The organism is Streptomyces sp. NPDC041814, assembly GCF_055590565.1.
Genome location: NZ_JBVJAM010000009.1, coordinates 161,333 through 180,990, shown reverse-complemented (window position 1 = coordinate 180,990; position 19,658 = coordinate 161,333). Strand labels below are relative to the sequence as shown.

Here is a 19,658-nt window from a genome sequence, read left to right as displayed (position 1 = left end):
GGTCCACCTGACGGGCCTGAACCGACCGGCCCGGAGGCCCGCGTGACCAGCCCCGCACCACCCGGCCCGCCCCGGCCCACCAGCCGCGACGTTGCCCGCGCCGCCGGCGTCTCGCAGGCCACGGTCTCGTTGGTGCTCGGCGACAAATGGCGGGGCCGGGTCTCCGAGTCCACGGCGGGCCGGGTGCGCGACGCCGCCCGCGGTCTGGGCTACCGGCCGAATCTCGCCGCCCGCAATCTGCGCCTGGGCCGCACCCGGACAGCGCTCCTGGTCGTCCCGGCCCTGACCAACGAGTTCTTCGCCCGGGTGTACACCGGGGCCGCCGCGGTCGCCGCCGAGCACGGCTTCGGGGTCGTCCTCTACCCCTCCCCCGACGGCACCGGACCCGCCCGCGACCCCTTCCCGTCGGCCCGGGCCGCGCTGGACGGGGTCATCGCCTCCTCCATGGCCGCCGACGCGCTCGACGCCCTGCACGGGGCGGACGTCCCCCTCGTGATGCTGGACAGCGACCCCTCGGCGCCCGGGCCCGCCGCCCGGGTCAACCTGGACATCGCCGACGGGATGCGCCAGGTGGCCCGCCATCTGCTCGCCCTCGGCCACCGGCGCTTCCTCCACCTCGCCTCGGCCGTCGACACCTGGACCTTCGCCTGCCGGGCGGACGCCCTGCACGAGGAGCTGCGCCGGACCCCCGGCACCGAGGTCCGCACGGTGGCCGCCGCGCTGGACGTGCGTGCGGGGCGGGACGCGGCGGAACGCGCGCTCGGGGAGCCGGGGCCCCGGCCGACCGCGATCGTCTGCGACGACGACATCCTGGCGGCGGGCGCGTGCAAGGCGGCCCGGCGGTTCGGGCTGCGGGTGCCGGACGACGTCTCGGTCACCGGCTTCGACGACCTGGCCCTGGCCACCGCGGTGGAGCCGGAGCTGACCACGGTCCGGCTGCCCGCCGTGCAGGTCGGCGAGCGCGGGATGGCCGCCCTGCTGGCGGTTCTGGACGGGCGCGCCGCCGAGCCGGGCAGCCTGCCGGTGCGGCTGGTGGTCCGGGGCTCCACCGCCCCGCCGCCCGCATGACGGAGCCCCGGCTCGCCTGACGGGCGGGCCGGGGCTCGGCGGGCGGGAAGCCGTTACTCCACGTCGCCGCCGGAATCCGTCGTATCGGTGCTCTTCGGGTCCGTCGTGGCCGTCGGGCTGTCCGTGGACTCGCCGTCCTCCGCGTCGGACGGGGCGTCGGTCGGGGTGGACGCGGCGGCTTCGGCTTCGAGGAGCCGGGCCAGCTGCCGGCCGACGATCCGCTTGAACTTGCGCTGCTGCGGCCGCGTGCGGTCCAGGACCGCGACCTCCAGGCGGTCGGCGGGGATCTCCCGCTCGTTGCCGTTGGCCTCGCGGGAGAGCGCCTGCACCGCCAGCTTCAGCGCCTCGGCGAGGGACATCCCGTCGCGGTGGCGCTGGTCCAGGAAGGTGCTGATCTGCTCCGCGTTGCCGCCGACCGCGACCGAGCCGTGCTCGTCCACGATCGAACCGTCGTGCGGCAGCCGGTAGATCTGGTCGCCCTCGGGCTCGGCGCCCACCTCGGCGACCACGAGCTCCACCTCGTAGGGCTTCTCGGCCGCGCTGGAGAAAATGGTGCCGAGCGTCTGGGCGTAGACGTTCGCCAGGCCACGGGCCGTCACATCGTCGCGGTCATAGGTGTAACCGCGCAGATCCGCATAACGGACTCCGCCGATGCGGAGGTTCTCGTACTCGTTGTACTTGCCGGCGGCGGCGAAACCGATCCGGTCATAGATCTCGCTGAACTTGTGCAGCGCACGGGACGGGTTCTCGCCGACGAAAACAATTCCGTCGGCGTACTGCAGCACAACCAGGCTGCGACCGCGGGCGATGCCCTTCCGGGCGTATTCCGCCCGGTCGGCCATGGCCTGCTGAGGTGAGACATAGAACGGCGTCGACACCGGCTATCCGTCCCTTTCTGTCAGTGGCGGGAGCATCGAAGAAGGCTGGATACGAACGCGTGCTCAGAGCAGCGCGGCGCGCGGGCCGTCGGGCTGTTCCAGGCGGCGTTCCAGAATCGAGCGGGCGATCCCGGCGGATTCCGCGTCGGTCAGCTTCCGGAAGCCCTCGTCCGTGATGACGGTGACGATCGGATAGATACGGCGGCCCACGTCCGGGCCGCCCGTCGCCGAGTCGTCGTCCGCCGCGTCGTACAGCGCCTGCACGACCAGCGTGAGCGTCTCCTCCTCCGTGAGGTCCTCGCGGTAGAGCTTCTTCATCGAGCCCCGGGCGAAGATCGAGCCGGAACCGGTGGACGCGTAGCCGACGTGCTCCTCGGAGCGTCCGCCGGTGACGTCGTAGCTGAAGATGCGGCCGCGCTCGCGGTCGATGTCGTAACCGGCGAAGAGCGGGACGACGGCGAGGCCCTGCATGGCCATCGCCAGATTGCTCCGGATCATCGTGGAGAGCCGGTTGGCCTTGCCCTCCAGGGAGAGCTGGGCGCCTTCCACCTTCTCGAAGTGCTCCAGCTCCAGTTGGAAGAGCTTGACCATCTCCACGGCGAGACCCGCCGTGCCGGCGATGCCCACCGCCGAGTACTCGTCGGCCGGGAAGACCTTCTCGATGTCGCGCTGCGCGATCATGTTGCCCATGGTCGCCCGCCGGTCACCGGCGAGGACGACGCCGCCGGGGAAGGCCGCGGCCACGATCGTCGTGCCGTGGGGCGCCTCCACGGCGCCCTTCAGGGGCGGTGTCTGGCGGTTGCCCGGCAGCATGTCCGGAGCCTGGTCGGACAGGAAGTCCATGAAGGACGACGAACCCGGCGTCAGGAAGGCAGCTGGTAGACGCCCGGTGCTACGAGTGTTGGCTTCCACGCGTTTCCCTCCAGGTATGCGATGGCCCTGCGCCGTATTGCAGTTGAAGCACATTACGCCCCGGACCCTACCCGCCCGGCGGCGGTGATCCACATAGAAGCCGCGGGCAATCGGACGGGGAGCGCGGTCGATGCCCGCGGTGTGCGGCACGGGCGGTCCGCCCGTGCCGCACACCCGGCGCCGGTCTCCGGCGCGGGGCCGGTTACTCGCCGCCCTTTTGCACGAATGACCTGACGAAGTCCTCGGCATTCGATTCGAGTACGTCGTCGATCTCGTCCAGGACGTCGTCCACGTCGTCGCTCAGCTTCTCCTGGCGTTCCTTGAGGTCCTCGGAAGCCTGCGCGTCCTGCGCCTGCTCCTCGACCTCCTCCGTGGAGCGCGTCGCCTTCTGCTGTCCGCCGCCGGTGTCCTTGGTCGCCATCTAGCTCACCCCGCTCGGTTCGAAGCACTTGATCAGACCCTACCCATGGGGTCCGACATTGGCCCGGTACTTGTCTCAACGTCCGGAGGTCATCGGAATGATTCCCAGCCGGGAGCCCTTTCAGGCGCCTTCAGCGGCCCGAGAGGACCTCGACCAGCTCCTGGGCCGTACGGCACCGGTCCAGGAGGGACTTCACGTGCTCCCGGGTGCCCCGCAGCGGCTCCATCGTGGGCACCCGCTGGAGGGAGTCCTGGCCCGGCAGGTCGAAGATCACCGAGTCCCAGGAGGCCGCGGCCACGTCGTCCGCGTACTGTTCGAGGCAGCGGCCGCGGAAGTACGCCCTGGTGTCCTCGGGCGGCGCCGTACGGGCCCGCTCGACGTCCCGCTCGTCTAGGAGGCGCTTCATCCGGCCGCGGGCCACCAGACGGTTGTACAGCCCCTTGTCCTGCCGTACGTCCGCGTACTGGAGGTCCACCAGATGCAGCCGGGCGGCGTCCCAGTCCAGGCCGTCGCGGCGCCGGTAGCCGTCCATGAGCTGCCGCTTCGCCACCCAGTCCAGCTCACCGGCCAGACTCATCGGGTCGTTCTCCAGCCGGTTGAGGGTGTCCTCCCAGCGGCTCAGGACGTCCTTGGTCTGCTCGTCGGCGTCCGCCCCGTACCGTTCCTCGACGTATTTGCGGCCCAGCTCGAAGTACTCCATCTGGAGCTGCACCGCGGTGAGTGTCCGGCCGCTGCGCAGCGTGATCAGCTGCTGGAGCCCGGGGTCGTGGGAGACCTGGTGCAGGGTGCGCACCGGCTGGTCGACGGCCAGGTCGACGTTGATGAAGCCGTCCTCGATCATGGCCAGGACGAGCGAGGTGGTGCCCAGCTTCAGATACGTCGAGATCTCGGAGAGGTTCGCGTCGCCGATGATCACATGGAGCCTGCGGTACTTCTCGGCGTCCGAGTGCGGCTCGTCGCGGGTGTTGATGATGGGCCGCTTGAGCGTGGTCTCCAGGCCGACCTCGACCTCGAAGTAGTCGGCGCGCTGGCTGATCTGGAAGCCGTGCTCGCCGCCGTCCTGGCCGATCCCGACCCGTCCGGCGCCGGTGACCACCTGCCGCGAGACGAAGAACGGCGTCAGGTGCCGCACGATGTCCGAGAACGGGGTCTCCCGCTTCATCAGGTAGTTCTCGTGCGTCCCGTAGGAGGCGCCCTTGTTGTCGGTGTTGTTCTTGTAGAGGTGGATCGGCTGGGCGCCCGGGAGCAGCGCCGCACGCTCGGCCGCCTCGGCCATGATCCGCTCGCCGGCCTTGTCCCACAGGACCGCGTCCCTGGGGTTGGTGATCTCCGGGGAGCTGTACTCGGGGTGCGCGTGGTCGACGTAGAGCCGGGCCCCGTTGGTGAGGATGACATTGGCCAGGCCGATGTCCTCGTCCGTGAGCTGGCTGGAGTCGGCGGTCTCGCGGGCGAGGTCGAAGCCTCGCGCGTCCCGCAGCGGATTCTCCTCCTCGAAGTCCCAGCGGGCGCGGCGCGCCCGGTGCATCGCCGCCGCGTAGGCGTTGACGATCTGGGACGAGGTGAGCATGGCATTGGCGTTGGGGTGTCCGGGGACGGAGATCCCGTACTCCGTCTCGATGCCCATTACTCGCCGTACGGTCATGCGGCCCTCCTTGCCCGGCGGCGCTCCCTTCCGGGGGCGGCGCTCAAGTACCGCTGCTTGTCGGTGCGTGCGCGGTCGGCCCGTCCCGCGCTGCGTGACGGGCGGTACGCCTGAGCCTAGAACGCCCGCGTGCCGGTGGGGAGATCAATTGCGTCGTCATTGCCGCGGTGTCGCCGCGACTGGCCGGAAAGCAACCGGCTGCGGATGCCCGGGCGGGCATCCGCAGCCGGTACGGCCTTCTACAGGTACTGACCGGTGTTGGCCACCGTGTCGATGGAGCGGCCGGTGTCCGCGCCCTGCTTTCCGGTGACGAGGGTGCGGATGAAGACGATCCGCTCGCCCTTCTTGCCGGAGATACGGGCCCAGTCGTCCGGGTTGGTGGTGTTCGGCAGGTCCTCGTTCTCCTTGAACTCGTCCACGCAAGCCTGGAGGAGGTGGGAGACGCGCAGGCCCTTCTGGCCGTGGTCGAGGAAGGCCTTGATGGCCATCTTCTTGGCCCGGTCCACGATGTTCTGGATCATCGCGCCGGAGTTGAAGTCCTTGAAGTACAGGACTTCCTTGTCGCCGTTGGCGTACGTGACCTCCAGGAAGCGGTTCTCCTCGGACTCGGTGTACATCCGCTCGACGACCGACTGGATCATGGCGTGCGCCGCGGCTTCCTTGGAGCCCGTGTGCTCGGCCAGGTCGTCCGCGTGCAACGGCAGCGAAGGCGTGAGGTACTTCGCGAAGATGTCCTTCGCCGCCTCCGCGTCGGGGCGCTCGATCTTGATCTTGACGTCGAGCCGGCCCGGGCGCAGGATCGCCGGGTCGATCATGTCCTCGCGGTTGGAGGCGCCGATGACGATGACGTTCTCCAGGCCCTCCACGCCGTCGATCTCGGCGAGCAGCTGCGGGACGATGGTGTTCTCCACGTCCGAGCTGACGCCCGATCCACGGGTGCGGAAGAGCGACTCCATCTCGTCGAAGAAGACGATGACGGGGGTGCCCTCGCTCGCCTTCTCGCGGGCACGCTGGAAGACCAGGCGGATGTGGCGCTCGGTCTCGCCGACGTACTTGTTGAGGAGCTCGGGGCCCTTGATGTTGAGGAAGTAGCTCTTTCCGGCGGGCTGTCCGGTGACTTCGGCGACCTTCTTCGCCAGGGAGTTGGCGACGGCCTTGGCGATGAGCGTCTTGCCGCAGCCGGGCGGGCCGTAGAGCAGGATGCCCTTCGGCGGGCGGAGCTCGTGCTCCTTGAAGAGGTCGGGGTGGAGATAGGGAAGCTCGACCGCGTCGCGGATCAGCTCGATCTGGTCGCCCAGGCCGCCGATCTTGTCGTAGTCGATGTCCGGTACTTCTTCGAGGACGAGTTCTTCGACCTCGCTCTTGGGCACGACCTCGTAGACGTACCCGGACCGGGGTTCGAGCAGCAGGGCGTCGCCGGGGCGGATGGTGATGTCCAGCAGCGGCTCGGCGAGCCTCACCACCCTTTCCTCGTCGGTGTGCCCGATGACCAGGGCGCGCTCGCCGTCCTCAAGGATCTCCTTGAGGGTGACGATGTCCCCGGCACGCTCGAATTCCATGGCGTCGACCACGTTGAGCGCTTCGTTGAGCATGACCTCCTGGCCACGCCTGAGGTCTTCGAGTTCGACGCTGGGGCTGACGTTCACCCGGAGCTTGCGGCCCCCGGTGAAGATGTCGCAGGTGCCGTCCTCGTTCGCCTGCAGGAACACCCCGAAGCCGGCCGGCGGCTGTGCGAGCCGGTCGACCTCCTCCTTGAGGGCCACGATCTGGTCGCGGGCCTCGCGGAGTGTGCTGGCGAGCCGCTCGTTCTGGGCGGACACGCCTGCGAGGTTGGTCTGCAACTCGACGATCCGCTCTTCGAGAATCCTCGTATGGCGCGGAGAGTCGGCGAGCTTACGTCGCAGGACGGCGATTTCCTGCTCGAGATAGGCGACCTGGCCGGCTGGGTCTTCGGACCCCCGCCCGGGCCGGATGCCGCGGTTGATGTCGTCGTCGTGGGCTGCCACGGTCCTCACCTCCTCCAAGGGGAGCTGGACGCTTCCTGACCCTACCTGCGTGGGTGGTGATTGAAACCCCTAGATCACAAAGACTGTGAGGTGTGTCCGATCTTCACCCTTGCGCTCTCCCCCGTCCCAAGGGGATACCCGCCCTTCAACATCGGAAAGCGGCCGGTTGTATCGTCAAAGCGTTCAACACCCGTCAGGGCTGGCTCTTTCCCGGTCCGGCTACGCAGGAAACGGCAGGCGACATGACCGTGCGGCAGGACGCTCCCACCGGTGGCGAGGCGCAGGACCTGGAGGTGTGGATCGACCAGGACCTGTGCACGGGGGACGGCATCTGCGTGCAGTACGCGCCCGAGGTGTTCGAGCTGGACATCGACGGTCTGGCGTACGTGAAGAGCGAGGACGACGAGCTGCTCCAGGACAAGGGCGCGACCACACCGGTGCCGCTGCCGCTGCTCCAGGACGTCGTGGATTCGGCCAAGGAGTGCCCGGGCGACTGCATTCATGTGCGTCGCGTTTCGGACAGGGTCGAGGTCTACGGGCCCGAGGCGGCCTGACCGTCAGGCGCCGGAGCGGGAGGCTCCGGCCTTTTCGCTGTCACGGAGAAACGCCCCGTTCTTCCACCGCCACGTGACCTTCTCCTGCTCGTCGGGGCAGCACGACGGCACCGACGACGAGGAGTAGCCGAGGAGCGTGGCGGAGATGACGCCGTCGCGGACCGTGAAGTCGCCGATGGTCAGCTGCTGGGTGGGGTCCACCAGGGTCGCGACGATCCGGGGTGCGGCCCCGCCCGCCTGCGTGAGGACGTAGACGCCGCTGGGCGGCGTGCCCGATCCGGCCGCGCAGTGGACCACCGCGACGGTCTCCGGCCTGCTGTCGCCGTCGAGGTCGCCGGGGGCCTGCTTGGCGACGGTGTTGCCGACGTTGCCGCAGTCCAGGGGGAAGTCCGCCTTGGCCGGGTCGGGAGCGACGGCCGCTTCCTCGTGCTGCTGCTGGGCCGCGGTGCGGTGCCGGGTGGAGGCCGAGGCGCTGTTGTCCGGCTGGAGCAGACCGGCTGCCGCGACGACGGCGGCCATGGCCGCCGCGGTGGCGAGCCAGTGCATGGGCCTGCTGTCGGTGTGCGCGAGGTCCGGGAGCGCGGAGGTCTGCACGCGGGCTGTCTCCTGTGGTTCCTGTGGTGCGACCGTCGGCGTCGGCGGTACGGGGGTGGCCAGCATCGTGCCACACCTCACACGGCAGCGGAACGGTGGGGTGGGCAAGGATGACGCGCCGCATACGGAGAGGGCGCCGCCGCCGGGCCCCGGGTCGGTCCGGGAACTCGGCGGCGGCGCCGGTACGTTGCCGCGAGGTCAGTCGCGGGAGGGGCCGCTCCGGCCGCCCGGGCCGTCGTAGTCCTCGCCGTAGGCGCCCTTGGAGGGGCGGCGGCGACGGGCCGGGGCCTCGACGCCGTCGGCGAGCCGGCGGGCGGTGACGAGGAAGCCGGTGTGCCCGATCATGCGGTGGTCCGGGCGCACGGCCAGGCCCTCCACGTGCCAGTTGCGGATCATCGACTCCCAGGGCTGCGGCTCGGCGAAGCAGCCGATCTCACGGATGGACTCGACCGTCCGGGAGAGCTGGGTGGTGGTGGCGACGTACGCGCAGAGGATGCCGCCGGGGACGAGCGCCTTGGAGACGACGTCCAGGCATTCCCAGGGCGCCAGCATGTCCAGCACGACGCGGTCCACGTCGGTGTCCGTGAGGTTGTCCTGGAGGTCGCCGACCGTGAGCTGCCAGGCCGGGTGCGGGCTGCCGAAGTAGCGCTCGACGTTCTGCTGGGCGATCTCGGCGAAGTCCTCGCGGCGCTCGTAGGAGTGCAGCATGCCCTGTTCGCCGATGGCGCGGAGCAGGAAGGTGGAGAGCGCGCCCGAGCCGACGCCCGCCTCCACGACGCGTGCGCCGGGGAAGATGTCGCCGAAGGCGAGGATCTGGCCCGCGTCCTTCGGGTAGACCACGGCGGCGCCGCGGGGCATGGACAGGACGTAGTCGGGGAGCAGGGGGCGCAGCGCGAGGTAGGCGACGTTTCCCGTGGTACGGACCACACTGCCCTCGGGGGCACCGATCAGCTCGTCGTGCGGGAAAGAACCCTTGTGGGTGTGGAAGTTCTTTCCGGCTTCGAGCGTGAAGGTGTGGTGGCGTCCCTTGGGATCGGTGAGCTGGACCTGGTCCCCGACCTTGAAGGGCCCGCGTCGGCGGGCGGCACCGGTCGGTTCAGACATGTGACCAGCGTACCGGTGTTTCGGGGGCCGCCGACCCGCCGCCCGTACGGATGTACGGGTGTGCCGGCGGGCGTCAGGCGGCGGGGCGGGCCATGGCGGCGACGAAGGCGCGCTCGACGTCGGCGGTGGACAGGACGCCGTAGATCTCGCCGGTCTCCTCCACCACGAGGTACTCGGTGGCGGGAGTGGCCTTGAGGCGGTCCAGGAGCGCTTCGCCGGCGAGTTCGGCGGGGACCCGCATGCCGTCGGTGAGGTCCTGGGCGAGGCCGCTGACGGCGACCCAGGGGCGGCGGTGCTCGGGGACGGCGACGATGGCCGTCTCCCGGACGAGGGCCTTGGGCTCCCCGGTGCCGTCCACGACGACGAGGGCGCGGGCACCGGCCTCGTTGGCCCGGCGCAGCGCCTCGGAGAGCGGGGTCGCGGCCTCGACGGGGACGGCGCGGCGGGTGAGGCTGCGGGCGCGCAGTTCTGGCAGGTGCTCGCGGAGCCGGGCCATGCGCAGGCTGTTGCCGGCGCCGGTCCAGATGATGGCGGCGAGGATCGCGGCGAGCAGGGCGTCGGTGAGGGTGTCCATGCCGCTGATCTCGCTCGCGTCGTTGCCCAGGGAACCGCTGCGGGTGAGGAGCGGGAGGCCGACGAGGGTGCCGACGGCGAGGGCGCGGCCGACCCAGGCGGCCGCGACGGTGCCGCTCATCGGCTTGCCGGTGATCTTCCAGACGACGGCCCTGAGCATGCGGCCGCCGTCGAGCGGGAGGCCGGGCAGCAGGTTGAAGGCGGCGACGATGAGGTTGGAGATCATCAGGCCGCCGAGCAGGACGGCGGGGACGGTGCCGCGTTCCACGAAGCGCAGGGGCACGTAGAAGAGCCCGCCCAGGACGAGGGAGAGCAGCGGGCCGACGAAGGCGAGGACGAATTCGCGGCCGGGCGTCTCGGACTCCTTCTCGATCTCCGAGACGCCGCCGAAGAACTGGAGCTGGATACGCCGGACGGGGAGCTTGTAGCGCAGGGCGGCGATGGTGTGGGCGAGCTCGTGGACGAGGACGGAGGCGTAGAACGCGATCGCGAAGAAGAGCGCGACGAGGTACCGGGCGGCGCCGAGGTCGGGCAGCACCCGGTCGAGCTGGCCGCCGAAGACCCAGGTGATCAGGGCCGCCACCAGGAACCAGCTGGGCGCGACGTAGACGGGCACGCCGAAGGGGCGGCCCATGAGGATGCCGCCTCCGGGCTCGTCCCGGCGCGGGGGCGCGTCCTTGCGGGGGCCGCCGCCGGGGCCGGGGCCCGTCGGGCCGGGCTGCGGCCGCGGGCCGTCGCCGCTCTCGTCCACGAGGTCCCTTCGGTTCGGTGCCTTTCGGCACGATGATGCGGTGTTCGGGGGTCTGTGGTCGATGGTATGCCGATTGGTGTCAGTGGCGGGTCGTAGGGTCTTTGCATGACCTCCGTTCCGCCGCCGTCCCAGCCGGTGCCGCAGCCACCCTCCTCGCTCTCCCCCTCGCGGGCGAGCGATTTCATGCAGTGCCCCCTGCTGTACCGCTTCCGTGTCATCGACAAGCTGCCGCAGAAGCCCAGCGAGGCGGCTACCCGGGGGACGCTGGTCCATGCGGTGCTTGAGCGGCTGTTCGACAACCCGGCGGTGGAGCGCACGCCCGGCAGGGCGACGGCGCTGATCCCGGGTCAGTGGGACCGGCTGCTGGAGTCGAAGCCCGAGCTGGGGGAGCTCTTCGCGGAGGATCCGGGGGGCGAGCGGCTGGCGCGGTGGCTGGGGCAGGCGGAGCAGCTGGTGGAGCGCTGGTTCTCGCTGGAGGACCCGACGCGGCTGGAGCCGGCGGAGCGCGAGCTGTTCGTGGAGACGGAGCTGGAGTCGGGGCTGCGGCTGCGCGGGGTGATCGACCGGATCGACGTGGCGCCGACGGGCGAGGTCCGGATCGTGGACTACAAGACGGGGAAGGCGCCGCGTCCGGAGTACGCGGAGGGGGCGCTGTTCCAGATGAAGTTCTACGCCCTGGTGATCTGGCGGCTGAAGGGTGTCGTGCCGCGCCGGCTCCAGCTGGTCTACCTGGGCAGCGGTGACGTGCTGACGTACGACCCGGTGGTGGCGGACCTGGAGCGGGTGGAGCGCAAGCTGCTGGCGCTGTGGGAGGCGATCTCGCTGGCGACGCGGACGGGTGAGTGGCGGCCGCGTCCGACGAAGCTGTGCGGCTGGTGCGACCACCAGGCGCTCTGTCCGGAATTCGGCGGGACTCCCCCGGTGTATCCGCTGTCGGTCCGCCCGGCCGGTCCGGCGGAGGATGACCAGGGCAGAATGGAGCCGGTCCGGGCCGAGGCCGGCCGGCCTGTGGCCCTCGACGGGCATTGAGGAGATCTGGTGGCTATCCGCGTCCTTCTGGTCGATGACCAACCGCTGCTGCGCACGGGCTTCCGGATGATTCTGGAGGCCGAGGGCGATCTGGCGGTGGTGGGTGAGGCCGGTGACGGCCTCCAGGCGCTCGACCAGGTGCGCGCGCTCCAGCCCGATGTGGTGCTGATGGACATCCGGATGCCGCGGATGGACGGGGTCGAGGCGACCCGGCAGATCACCGGTCCGGGCCGGGACGGTCCGGCGAAGGTGCTGGTGCTGACCACGTTCGACCTGGACGAGTACGTGGTGGAGGCGCTGCGGGCCGGGGCCAGCGGCTTCCTGCTGAAGGACGCCCCGGCCGATGAGCTGGTGCAGGCGATCCGGGTGGTGGCGGGCGGTGAGGCGATGCTCGCCCCGAGCGTGACGCGCCGGCTGCTCGACAAGTACGCGGATCATCTGCCGTCGGGCGAGGAGCCCGTGCCGGACACGCTGCACACGCTGACGGACCGGGAGGTCGAGGTGCTGAAGCTGGTGGCGCGCGGCCTGTCGAACGCGGAGATCGCCGCCGACCTGTTCGTCAGCGAGACGACGGTGAAGACCCATGTGGGCCATGTGCTGACGAAGCTGGGCCTGCGCGACCGGGTCCAGGCCGCGGTCTACGCGTACGAGAGCGGCCTGGTGCGCCCCGGCGCGCAGTGACCCCGGGGCGCGGTGGGCGCCAGGGCGTGTTGCGGAAGTAGCGCCGTCCGCCCGCCGGACGGGCGGGACTTTCGAACCACGCCCTAGTCGGTGCCCCGTCCCAGTTCCCACAGGTGGAGGTCGGCACCGGAGTCGACCGCCCACTCGACGCCGCTCAGGTCCTCGCGGGAGGCGACGTACTGCTTGCCCTGCCAGAGCGGGAGGACGGGCACGTCCCGGGCGACGATGTCCTGGAGCCGTTCGAAGGCGGGCGCGGCGGCGCCCCGGTCGGCCTGTCGGCGGGAGTGCGCGATGAGGTCCCGGGCCTCGGTGGAGGTGTACGGCGAGCCGAGGAAGTTGTCCGGGCCGAGGAAGGGCGCCGTGTAGTTGTCGGGGTCCGGGAAGTCGGGGAACCAGCCCATGCCGTAGGCGGCGTAGTCGCCGCGGAGTTCGGCGGGGCGGTAGCGGCTCCAGGGGGTGCCCTGGACGGTGATGTCGAAGAGCCCGGTGTCGTTGAGCTGCTTCTTCAGCGCCTGGAACTCGGTGGCGGTGTCCCGGCCGTAGTGGTCGTCGGTGTAGTGCAGCGTGAACCGCACCGGGGTGTGGACCTTCGCCTTCCTGAGGAGGGCGGCGGCCTTGGCGGCGCTGGGTTCGCCGTAGGTGCTGTAGAACGCGTTGTCGTGGGCGGTGATCCCGCTCGGGATGAGTGAGTACAGCGGTTCGACCGTGGCGCCGTAGACCTCGCTCGCGATCCTGCCCCGGTCGACCACCTGGGCGACGGCCTGGCGGACGGCCTTGTTCCGGAGGACGGTTTCCTCGGTGTCGAAGCCGAGGTAGCTGATGGCGAGTCCGGGCATCTCGCTGAGCCTGACCCCGTTCTCGGGCTTGGCCAGCATGCGCTGAGCCTGCTCGGTGGAGAGGGTGCGGGCCATCATGTCGATCTTCTCGCCGTCGAACGCCTTGCCCATGGCGGTGGCGTCGGGAAAGAGATCGAGTTCGACGGACCCGCTCCGCACCTCGTAACTCCCCCGGTAATGGGGATTCCTGGTGAAGGAGATTTTCACGAGCCGCCCGGATTTCACTTCCGGTTTCATGGTGTACGGCCCCGAGCCATCCACCTGGAATCCGCTGCGGGCGGAATTCGCCGGGTACTCATCGTGCGGGACGATTCCGGCGGGCGGCGTGGCGAGCTTGTACGGGAAGGTGGCGTCGGGGGTCTTGAGGTGGAAGACGACCTCGCGGGTGCCGGAGGTCTCGACGGTGTCGATGTTGTCGAGGAGGGCGGCGGGCCCGTTCGCGGACTTGATCCGCCGCACCCGGTCGAGGGAGTACTTGACGTCGTCGGCGGTGACCGGGGTGCCGTCGGCGAAGGTGAGCCCGGCACGCAGCCGGCAGCGGTAGCTCTCGCTCTCGCGGTCCGTGAATCCGCAGCTCTCGGCCGCTTCGGGGACCGGGAGCCCGCCGCCGCGCGGGGTGGCCATGAGGGTCTGCACGGTCTGCCGCAGGACGTTCCAGACGCCCGCCTCGTAGCCGACGGCCGGGTCGAGCGGGGAGGGGGCTCCGGCGGATGCGGCGATCCGGTCCGTGGTGCCGACGACGATGGCGCCGGTGCCGCTCCCCGTGATGCCGCCTCCCGCCGTGCCGCACCCGGCGAGCACGGGCGCCAGGACGGCCGCGGCGGCCGGCAGCACCAGGGTCTTGCGTTTCATGATGGGCCGTTCTCCCTCATCGGTTCAGGGAGAAATACATTAACGGGCGCGTTCCGGAATGCCGGACGGGGGGCGTGCGAAGAATTCTTTCGCACGGCCACCGCGAGAGCTTTTCTGTTCATTCACAGAAATACTCTCGGTGCCCGCACCGACGCATTCAGTTGATGAGGCCCCGGAGGAATGTGAGATTCACTTCTTCCAGCGATCGCACGACCACCCGGCCTTCGGCGGGCGCGATCGGGGAGACCGAGGGCACGGCGACCACTCGGCAGCCGGCGGCCTCGGCGGCGGCCACCCCGGTCGCGGTGTCCTCGATGACGGCGCACAGCCGGGGGTCGGCCCCGAAGCCGTGCGCGGCGGTGAGGTACGGCTCGGGGTGCGGCTTGGTGCGGGTGACCTCGTCGCCGGCGACGGTGAGCGCGAAGTGGTGGTGGCCCACCGAGTCCAGGACCCGGTCGATGATGCGGCGGTGCGAGGCGGAGACGAGGGCGGTGGGGATCTCGTGGCGGCGCAGTTCGGCGAGGAGGCGGGCGGCGCCGGGCATCAGTGGGACCCCGTTGCCGATGCGCTTCTCGAACCGGTCGTTGAGCAGTACGGCGGCCTCTTCGAGGGTGATGTCGGCGCCGGTCGCCTCGATGAGGTAGCCGGTGCTGCGCGACATCGGCCCGCCGACGACCACGTCCCGCCACGCCTCGTCCAGCCGGTGGCCGAGGCCGGCGAAGACCTCGACCTCGACCTCCCACCAGAAGCCCTCGGTGTCGACCAGGGTGCCGTCCATGTCGAGAAAGACGGCCTGGAGGGCAGCGCCTTCCGCCGTGCGGGTCAGGGACGCGGGAACCGTGCTGGTCATCCGGCACACCTTCCATGAGGGACGAGAAGGCCGGCCACCCGTCCCGGAGGATGGGCGACCGGCCTGCGCTGGACCGACCAGTGTACGACGTGATCCGCTACGACGCGTCGAACGGCGTCTTACCGCGCGTTGAAGTACTTCGCCTCCGGGTGGTGGATGACGATCGCGTCGGTCGACTGCTCGGGGTGCAGCTGGAACTCCTCGGAGAGGCTGACGCCGATCCGCTCCGGCTGCAGCAGGTCCGCGATCTTGGCGCGGTCCTCCAGGTCCGGGCAGGCGCCGTAGCCGAGCGAGAAGCGCGCGCCCCGGTACTTCAGGGCGAACATGTCCTCGACCTCCGCCGGGTCCTCCCCCGCGAAGCCGAGCTCCGAGCGGACCCGGGCGTGCCAGTACTCGGCCAGGGCCTCGGCGAGCTGGACGGAGAGGCCGTGCAGCTCCAGGTAGTCGCGGTAGGCGTTGGCCTCGAAGAGCTTGGCGGTCTCGCCGCCGATTCTGGAGCCGACGGTGACGACCTGGAGGCCGACGACGTCCGTCTCGCCGGACTCCTCGGGCCGGAAGAAGTCCGCCAGGCAGAGGCGCCGGCCGCGGCGCTGGCGCGGGAAGGTGAAGCGGGTGCGCTCGGAGCCGTCCTCGTGGAGCAGGATCAGGTCGTCGCCCTTGGAGACGCAGGGGTAGTAGCCGTAGACGACGGCCGCTTCGAGCAGGTTGTCCGTCTGGAGCCGGTCGAGGAGGCCGCGCAGCCGCGGGCGTCCCTCGCTCTCGGCGAGCTCCTCGTACGTGGGTCCGTCACCGGCCCTGGCCTGCTTGAGGCCCCACTGCCCCTTGAACAGGGCGCCCTCGTCCAGCCAGGAGGCGTACTCCTTGAGCTGGATGCCCTTGATGACCCGGCTGCCCCAGAACGGCGGGGTGGGGACCGGGTTGGTGACGGAGACGTCGGAGCGGACGCCCTCCTCCGGCTCGTTCACCTCCAGGACGGCGGTGTCGCGCTTGGGGACGCGGCGCTGCTTCAGCTCGGGCAGTGCGGCGCCGGGGACGCCGCGCTTGACGGCGATGAGGGCGTCCATCAGGCGCAGGCCCTCGAAGGCGTCGCGCGCGTAGCGCACCTCGCCCTCGTAGATCTCGTGGAGGTCCTGCTCGACGTAGGCGCGGGTCAGCGCGGCGCCGCCGAGGATGACCGGGTAGTCGGCGGCCAGCTTGCGCTGGTTCAGCTCCTCCAGGTTCTCCTTCATGATCACCGTGGACTTGACGAGGAGGCCGGACATCCCGATGACGTCCGCCTTGTGCTCCTCGGCGGCCTCCAGGATCGCGGAGACGGGCTGCTTGATGCCGATGTTGACGACGTTGAACCCGTTGTTGGAGAGGATGATGTCGACCAGGTTCTTGCCGATGTCGTGGACGTCGCCGCGGACGGTGGCCAGCACGATGGTGCCCTTGCCCTCGGCGTCCGACTTCTCCATGTGCGGTTCCAGGTAGGCGACCGCGCTCTTCATGACCTCGGCGGACTGGAGGACGAACGGCAGCTGCATCTGCCCGGAGCCGAACAGCTCGCCGACGACCTTCATGCCCTCCAGGAGGGTGTTGTTGACGATGTCGAGCGCCGGAGTGTCCTTCAGCGCCTCGGCGAGGTCGTCCTCCAGGCCGTTCTTCTCGCCGTCGATGATGCGGCGCTGAAGCCGCTCGTCCAGCGGGAGGGCGGCCAGTTCCTCGGCCTTGCCCTCCTTCATCGACTTCATGTTGACGCCCTCGAACAGCTCCATGAGCTTCTGGAGGGGGTCGTAGCCCTCGGCGCGGCGGTCGTAGATCAGGTCGAGGGCGACCTCGACCTGCTCCTCCTCAAGCCGGGCGATCGGCAGGATCTTCGACGCGTGCACGATCGCGGAATCCAGGCCCGCCTTCACGCACTCGTCCAGGAAGACCGAGTTCAGCACGACACGCGCGGCCGGATTCAGGCCGAAGGAGATGTTCGACAGACCCAGCGTCGTCTGCACGTCCGGGTGACGCTTCTTCAGCTCCCGGATCGCCTCGATGGTGGCGACCCCGTCCTTGCGGGACTCCTCCTGACCGGTGCAGATCGTGAAGGTCAGGGTGTCGATGAGGATGTCCGACTCCTGGATGCCCCAGGTGCCGGTCAGATCCTCGATCAGCCGCTCCGCGACGGCGACCTTGTGCTCGACGGTGCGGGCCTGACCCTCCTCGTCGATCGTCAGCGCGATCAACGCGGCACCGTGCTCGGCCGCCAGCTGCGTCACCTTCGCGAAACGCGACTCGGGACCGTCGCCGTCCTCGTAGTTCACCGAGTTCAGGACCGCGCGGCCGCCCAGCTTCTCCAGGCCCGCCCGGAGCACGGGCAGTTCCGTGGAGTCCAGGACGATCGGCAGGGTGGAGGCGGTGGCGAACCGGCCGGCCAGCTCCTCCATGTCGGCGACGCCGTCGCGGCCGACGTAGTCGACGCACAGGTCGAGCATGTGCGCGCCCTCGCGGATCTGGTCGCGGGCCATCTCGACGCAGTCGTCCCAACGGCCTTCGAGCATGGCCTCACGGAACTTCTTCGACCCGTTGGCGTTCGTACGCTCACCGATCGCCAGGTACGCCGTGTCCTGGCGGAACGGGATGGTCTGGTAGAGCGACGCGGCGCCGGGTTCGGGGCGCGGTTCGCGGGCGCCCGGGACCGTGCCGCGGACGCGCTCGACCACCTGGCGCAGGTGCTCCGGGGTCGTACCGCAGCAGCCGCCGACCAGCGAGAGGCCGTACTCCTGGACGAAGGTCTCCTGCGCGTCGGCCAGACCCTCGGCGTCGAGCGGGAAGTGCGCGCCGTCCTTGGTGAGGACCGGCAGTCCGGCGTTGGGCATGCAGAGCAACGGGATGCGGGAGTGCCGGGTGAGGTAGCGCAGGTGCTCGCTCATCTCGGCCGGGCCGGTCGAGCAGTTCAGGCCGATCATGTCGATGCCGAGGGGTTCCAGGGCGGTCAGGGCCGCGCCGATCTCGGAGCCCAGCAGCATGGTGCCGGTCGTCTCGAAGGCCAGGGAGCACAGCAGCGGGAGGTCGCTGCCCAGGGCGTCGAGGGCGCGGCGGGCGCCGAGGACGGCGGCCTTGGTCTGGAGGAGGTCCTGCGTCGTCTCGACGATCAGCGCGTCCGCGCCGCCTGCGATCAGGCCCTCGGCGTTCGCCTGGAAGCCGTCGCGGACGGTGGCGTACGCGATGTGGCCGAGGGTCGGCAGCTTGGTGCCGGGGCCCATGGAGCCGAGGACCCACCGCTGCTCACCGGAAGAGGCGGTGTACTCGTCGGCGACCTCGCGGGCGATGCGCGCCCCGGCCTCGGACAGCTCGTGGACCCGCTCGGGAATGTCGTACTCGCCGAGCGCCGCCGTGTTGGCCCCGAAGGTGTTCGTCTCGACGCAGTCCACGCCGACGGCGAAGTACGCCTCGTGCACGGAGCGCACGATGTCGGGCCGGGTGAGGTTGAGGATCTCGTTGCAGCCTTCGAGGTTCTCGAAGTCCGCGAGCGTGGGGTCCTGGGCCTGGAGCATGGTGCCCATCGCGCCGTCGGCCACCACCACGCGGGTGGCGAGTGCCTCACGGAGGGCTGCGGATCGGTTCCGGCTGTCGGCGGAAGGGGTCGGCGACGAGGCCATGGATGTACTCCCTGGGATGCGACGGCTGTCGGCTTTGCGTCTTCGGCGGAAGGCGCACCCGGCCAGGGTAGCCGGGCGGCGACCTGGGCCGTCACTCTGTCCCACGAGCCGGACGGCATCCTGATGACGGGGGTTCCGGTGTCGCGGGGTGCTGCGGACTTCTACCGTGACCGAGCGCAGGTCGGCATCGACCGATAGTGTTCAGCATTGTCGAACAAGGTGGAGGAGTACGGCGCGATGGCCAAGAACATCCAGTCGCTGGAGCGGGCGGCCGCGATGCTGCGCCTGCTGGCAGGCGGCGAGCGGCGGCTCGGGCTGTCGGACATCGCCTCCTCACTGGGCCTGGCCAAGGGCACCGCGCACGGCATCCTGCGCACCCTCCAGCACGAGGGCTTCGTGGAGCAGGACGCCGCCTCCGGCCGCTACCAGCTGGGCGCGGAGCTGTTGCGCCTGGGCAACAGCTATCTCGACGTGCACGAGCTGCGGGCCCGGGCCCTGGTATGGACGGACGACCTGGCCCGGTCCAGCGGCGAGAGCGTCCACCTGGGCGTGCTGCACCAGCAGGGCGTCCTCATCGTCCACCACGTCTTCCGGCCCGACGACAGCCGGCAGGTGCTTGAGGTGGGCGCCATGCAGCCGCTGCACTCCACGGCCCTCGGCAAGGTGCTGGCCGCGTACGACCCGGTGGCACACACCGAGGCCATGGAGGCCGAGCGCCGGCTGTTCACGCCCCGGACGGTGACCGGCGCCGAGGAGTTCGAGTCGGTGCTCGACGTCGTGCGGGCCCGGGGCTGGGGGTCGGACGTGGAGGAGACCTGGGAGGGCGTGGCCGCGGTGGCCGCGCCGATCCACGACCGGCGCCGGATGCCGGTGGGAGCCATAGCCGTCACCGGCGCGGTGGAGCGCGTCTGCAAGGACGGCGAGCTGCGCCCGGAGCTGGTCGCGGCGGTCCGCGACTGCGCCCGCGCGGTCTCGCGGGACCTGGGCGCCCGCCGCTTCTGAGCCTGCCGGTACCGGGCCGGCTCCCCTCGTAACGATCGATTCGTACGTCACATCCCTTGACGCTGCCTTCGCCCGGGAGAAACACTGCCGTTCACCGGTCGGCATTGTCGAACACCTAACGGATATTCGCGTTAGGGTGTGACGGTGCTGGGGGGTGGGTTTGGGGCCCCCCCCGGGGGGGGGGGGGGGGGCGGCCGCCCCCCCCCCCCCCCGCCCCCCCCCAACATACCCGGGGAGGCCCCCGCCGGCGGACGGGTCGGGCCGGCAGGGGCC

At 70.5% G+C, this 19,658-nt stretch carries 16 protein-coding genes and 1 pseudogene; 5 read left to right on the top strand and 12 right to left on the bottom strand.

The window, feature by feature from the left end; translation table 11 throughout:
- Positions 1-42 precede the first annotated feature (42 nt).
- A complete protein-coding gene (locus tag ACZ6C6_RS23155; protein ID WP_469205168.1) occupies positions 43-1,068 on the top strand; it encodes a LacI family DNA-binding transcriptional regulator in 1,026 nt (341 codons plus the stop codon).
- A 53-nt stretch (positions 1,069-1,121) separates the two neighbouring features.
- Here the strand turns inward: ACZ6C6_RS23155 and prcA are convergent, their stop codons facing one another.
- The 6 genes and pseudogenes from prcA to arc form a co-directional block, all read right to left on the bottom strand.
- On the bottom strand, positions 1,122-1,946 hold the full coding sequence (gene prcA, locus ACZ6C6_RS23150; protein ID WP_469205167.1) for a proteasome subunit alpha: 825 nt from the start codon (positions 1,944-1,946) through the stop codon (positions 1,122-1,124).
- Between the two features lie 63 nt (positions 1,947-2,009).
- Positions 2,010-2,858 (bottom strand): proteasome subunit beta, encoded by an 849-nt coding sequence (prcB, locus tag ACZ6C6_RS23145; protein WP_469205166.1) that lies wholly within the window; start codon positions 2,856-2,858, stop codon positions 2,010-2,012.
- Positions 2,810-2,954: pseudogene (locus tag ACZ6C6_RS23140) on the bottom strand (endonuclease domain-containing protein); the annotation flags it as partial. The gene prcB and the pseudogene ACZ6C6_RS23140, both read right to left, overlap by 49 nt.
- Before the next feature lie 106 nt (positions 2,955-3,060).
- Positions 3,061-3,279, bottom strand: coding sequence for a ubiquitin-like protein Pup (locus ACZ6C6_RS23135; protein ID WP_018103742.1), 219 nt, complete (start codon positions 3,277-3,279; stop codon positions 3,061-3,063).
- Positions 3,280-3,409: 130 nt separating this feature from the next.
- Positions 3,410-4,921: a depupylase/deamidase Dop gene (dop, locus tag ACZ6C6_RS23130; RefSeq protein ID WP_469205165.1), complete on the bottom strand. Its 1,512-nt coding sequence runs from the start codon at positions 4,919-4,921 to the stop codon at positions 3,410-3,412.
- A gap of 239 nt (positions 4,922-5,160) precedes the next feature.
- The gene (arc, locus tag ACZ6C6_RS23125) at positions 5,161-6,927 is read right to left on the bottom strand and encodes a proteasome ATPase (protein ID WP_365687317.1); all 1,767 of its coding nucleotides are present in this window, start codon (positions 6,925-6,927) and stop codon (positions 5,161-5,163) included.
- A 242-nt stretch (positions 6,928-7,169) separates the two neighbouring features.
- Between arc and ACZ6C6_RS23120 the strand changes: the two genes are divergently transcribed.
- Entirely contained in the window at positions 7,170-7,481 is a 312-nt protein-coding gene (locus ACZ6C6_RS23120) for a ferredoxin (RefSeq protein WP_469205164.1), read from the top strand.
- 3 nt (positions 7,482-7,484) lie between these two features.
- On the opposite strand, the gene ACZ6C6_RS23115 is transcribed toward ACZ6C6_RS23120, so the two are convergent.
- The 3 genes from ACZ6C6_RS23115 to ACZ6C6_RS23105 form a co-directional block, all read right to left on the bottom strand.
- A complete protein-coding gene (locus ACZ6C6_RS23115) occupies positions 7,485-8,075 on the bottom strand; it encodes a hypothetical protein (RefSeq protein WP_469205163.1) in 591 nt (196 codons plus the stop codon).
- Positions 8,076-8,273: 198 nt separating this feature from the next.
- A complete protein-coding gene (locus tag ACZ6C6_RS23110; protein ID WP_469205162.1) occupies positions 8,274-9,179 on the bottom strand; it encodes a tRNA (adenine-N1)-methyltransferase in 906 nt (301 codons plus the stop codon).
- A 73-nt stretch (positions 9,180-9,252) separates the two neighbouring features.
- Positions 9,253-10,503: a site-2 protease family protein gene (locus tag ACZ6C6_RS23105; RefSeq protein ID WP_469205161.1), complete on the bottom strand. Its 1,251-nt coding sequence runs from the start codon at positions 10,501-10,503 to the stop codon at positions 9,253-9,255.
- Between the two features lie 183 nt (positions 10,504-10,686).
- Here ACZ6C6_RS23105 and ACZ6C6_RS23100 point away from each other — a divergent pair, with 183 nt between their 5' ends.
- Together ACZ6C6_RS23100 and ACZ6C6_RS23095 are read left to right on the top strand one after the other, a co-directional pair.
- A complete protein-coding gene (locus ACZ6C6_RS23100) occupies positions 10,687-11,532 on the top strand; it encodes a RecB family exonuclease (RefSeq protein ID WP_469205327.1) in 846 nt (281 codons plus the stop codon).
- Positions 11,533-11,541: 9 nt separating this feature from the next.
- On the top strand, positions 11,542-12,213 hold the full coding sequence (locus ACZ6C6_RS23095; RefSeq protein ID WP_018103734.1) for a response regulator: 672 nt from the start codon (positions 11,542-11,544) through the stop codon (positions 12,211-12,213).
- Positions 12,214-12,296: 83 nt separating this feature from the next.
- Here ACZ6C6_RS23095 and ACZ6C6_RS23090 read toward each other — a convergent pair whose 3' ends face one another.
- The 3 genes from ACZ6C6_RS23090 to metH form a co-directional block, all read right to left on the bottom strand.
- Complete coding sequence (locus ACZ6C6_RS23090; RefSeq protein WP_469205160.1) at positions 12,297-13,901, bottom strand: ABC transporter substrate-binding protein; 1,605 nt, start codon at positions 13,899-13,901, stop codon at positions 12,297-12,299.
- A 157-nt stretch (positions 13,902-14,058) separates the two neighbouring features.
- Positions 14,059-14,751 carry an HAD family hydrolase gene (locus tag ACZ6C6_RS23085; RefSeq protein WP_469205159.1) on the bottom strand — a complete coding sequence of 231 codons (693 nt, stop codon included), beginning with the start codon at positions 14,749-14,751 and terminating at the stop codon, positions 14,059-14,061.
- 119 nt (positions 14,752-14,870) lie between these two features.
- On the bottom strand, positions 14,871-18,383 hold the full coding sequence (gene metH / locus ACZ6C6_RS23080; RefSeq protein WP_469205158.1) for a methionine synthase: 3,513 nt from the start codon (positions 18,381-18,383) through the stop codon (positions 14,871-14,873).
- A gap of 237 nt (positions 18,384-18,620) precedes the next feature.
- Between metH and ACZ6C6_RS23075 the strand changes: the two genes are divergently transcribed.
- Positions 18,621-19,385 carry an IclR family transcriptional regulator gene (locus ACZ6C6_RS23075; RefSeq protein WP_469205326.1) on the top strand — a complete coding sequence of 255 codons (765 nt, stop codon included), beginning with the start codon at positions 18,621-18,623 and terminating at the stop codon, positions 19,383-19,385.
- Positions 19,386-19,658 lie beyond the last annotated feature (273 nt).

What these genes read in the sequence shown, in the direction of transcription:
- ACZ6C6_RS23135 (WP_018103742.1), bottom strand. Translation starts at nt 3,279, where the DNA reads ATGGCGACCAAGGACACCGGCGGCGGACAGCAGAAGGCGACGCGCTCC.
- dop (WP_469205165.1), bottom strand. Translation starts at nt 4,921, where the DNA reads ATGACCGTACGGCGAGTAATGGGCATCGAGACGGAGTACGGGATCTCC.
- ACZ6C6_RS23120 (WP_469205164.1), top strand. Translation starts at nt 7,170, where the DNA reads ATGACCGTGCGGCAGGACGCTCCCACCGGTGGCGAGGCGCAGGACCTG.
- ACZ6C6_RS23110 (WP_469205162.1), bottom strand. Translation starts at nt 9,179, where the DNA reads ATGTCTGAACCGACCGGTGCCGCCCGCCGACGCGGGCCCTTCAAGGTC.
- ACZ6C6_RS23100 (WP_469205327.1), top strand. Translation starts at nt 10,687, where the DNA reads ATGCAGTGCCCCCTGCTGTACCGCTTCCGTGTCATCGACAAGCTGCCG.
- ACZ6C6_RS23090 (WP_469205160.1), bottom strand. Translation starts at nt 13,901, where the DNA reads ATGAAACGCAAGACCCTGGTGCTGCCGGCCGCCGCGGCCGTCCTGGCG.
- ACZ6C6_RS23085 (WP_469205159.1), bottom strand. Translation starts at nt 14,751, where the DNA reads ATGACCAGCACGGTTCCCGCGTCCCTGACCCGCACGGCGGAAGGCGCT.
- metH (WP_469205158.1), bottom strand. Translation starts at nt 18,383, where the DNA reads ATGGCCTCGTCGCCGACCCCTTCCGCCGACAGCCGGAACCGATCCGCA.
- ACZ6C6_RS23075 (WP_469205326.1), top strand. Translation starts at nt 18,621, where the DNA reads ATGGCCAAGAACATCCAGTCGCTGGAGCGGGCGGCCGCGATGCTGCGC.